This is a genomic window from Streptomyces atratus (assembly GCF_014648655.1).
Taxonomy (GTDB): domain Bacteria; phylum Actinomycetota; class Actinomycetes; order Streptomycetales; family Streptomycetaceae; genus Streptomyces; species Streptomyces atratus.
The window spans coordinates 1-1,974 of sequence record NZ_BMRN01000161.1; the positions used below are offsets into that span (position 1 = coordinate 1).

At 67.7% G+C, this 1,974-nt stretch carries 1 protein-coding gene; it reads left to right on the forward strand.

The features are described 5' to 3' along the window. Window positions 1-106: 106 nt before the first annotated feature. Window positions 107-1,974, forward strand: a 1,868-nt coding sequence (locus tag IEZ15_RS43805) for a condensation domain-containing protein (protein WP_308427524.1), incomplete at its 3' end; no start/stop codon positions are given.

The following is a 1,974-nucleotide window of genomic DNA, read 5'->3' on the forward strand; positions in this document are numbered from 1 at the left end:
CGACGGTGAGCCGATCGAGCGGGTGCGGGGTCTATTGGGGGAAACGATCGGGGTGGATCCGGAGGAGGTGTGTGTCTGGGCCCGGTCGCGGGGCTGGGTTGCGGCGGTGACCGTCGCTACGGGCGGGCTCGACACGTTCGATGTGATCTTTGTGCCGGATGGCGTGGGCTCGGGCGTGGTGACGGGTGTGTATGTGCCGGTCGGCGGGCGGTCGCTTGCGGGGCTGGCGAGTGATCCCGTGCGGACGCGGGTGGCGGGTGAGCTGGTGTCGGTGTTGCGTCGCCGGCTGAGGGAGCGGCTTCCGTCGTACATGGTGCCGGCGGCGTTCGTGGCACTGGAGGCGCTGCCGCTGACGGTGAGCGGGAAGGTGGACCGGGCTGCGCTGCCCGCCCCGGAGTACACGGTGGGCATGTCCCGGGGGGCGCGGACTCCACAGGAAGAGATTGTCTGCGGTCTGTTCGCCGAGGTGCTGGGGCTGCCCGCGGTGGGCGTGGAGGACAGTTTCTTCGAACTGGGCGGGCATTCGCTGCTGGCGACCCGCCTGGTCAACCGCATCCGTGCGGTGCTCGGTGTGGATCTGGAGTTGCGTGTGCTGTTCGACCAGCCGACGGTGGCCGGTGTGGTGCGGCATCTGTCGGGCGCGGGTGCCCGTCCGGTGCTGGAGCGGCGTGAGCGCCGTGAGGTGTTGCCGTTGTCGTTCGCGCAGCGCCGGTTGTGGTTCCTGTACAAGTTCGAGGGCGCCTCGGCCACGTACAACATTCCGTTGGTGCTGCGGTTGACCGGTGATCTCGACGTGGCGGCCCTGGAGGCTGCCCTGAATGATGTGATCGCCCGGCATGAGCCGTTGCGGACAGTCTTTCCCGACATCGACGGGGAGCCCTACCAGCACATCCTCACGCCCACCGAAGCTCACCTCACCCTCACCGTCGAGACGGTGACCGAGGACACGATGGCCTCCCGGATCGGAGCATGCGTACGGCACGGCTTCGAGCTGAACGGCGAGATCCCGTTGCTGGCCCGACTGATGACCTCGGGCCCGGGGGAAGCCGTCCTGGTGCTGGTGATACATCACATCGCTGGTGACGGCTGGTCGATGACGCCGCTCGCTGCCGATCTGGCATCCGCGTACGCGGCCCGGCGCGGCGGTGAGGGGCCGGAGTGGGTGCCGCTGCCGGTGCAGTACGCCGACTACAGCCTCTGGCAGCACGAGTTGCTCGGCGAGGAAACCGACCCGGACAGCCTGCTGCGACGCCAAGCCGCCTACTGGACGGACCACTTGAACGGCCTGCCCGACATCGTCTCCCTCCCCACGGACCGGCCGCGCACCGCGACCCCTTCCTACCGCAGCGACACGGTGAGCTTCGCGCTCGATGCCTCGACGCATGCCGGGCTGCGGGAGCTGGCCCGTTCGGCGGACGCGACGCTGTTCATGGTCCTGCACACGGGCCTGGCGGCATTGCTGTCGAGGCTGGGCGCGGGATCGGACATCGCAGTGGGCTCGCCCATCGCCGGACGCACGGACGAAAGTCTGGACGACCTGGTCGGCTTCTTCGTCAACACGCTCGTCATCCGGACGGACGTGTCGTCGGACCCCACGTTCGGAGACCTTCTGACACAGGTCCGTGAGGCGAGCCTCGCCGCGTACGGCCACCAGGACATCCCCTTTGAGTACCTGGTGGAGAAGCTCAACCCGCAGCGCTCACCCGGACACCACCCCCTCGTCCAGATCATGCTGGCACTTCAGCACAACGCTGATCTGACGTTCGAACTGCCGGGAGTACGAGCCGAGTTCGAGGACCCGGGGGCCGCCGGATCGCAGTTCGACCTCACTGTCAACGTCGGGGAGACCTTCGATGAGGAGGGTAATCCTGCGGGGCTGTCGGGGTTGATCGAGTACGCGACTGATCTTTATGACCGGGGGACTGTGGAGTCTTTGGGTGGGCGGTTTGCGCGGTTGTTGGGTGGGGTGGTTGC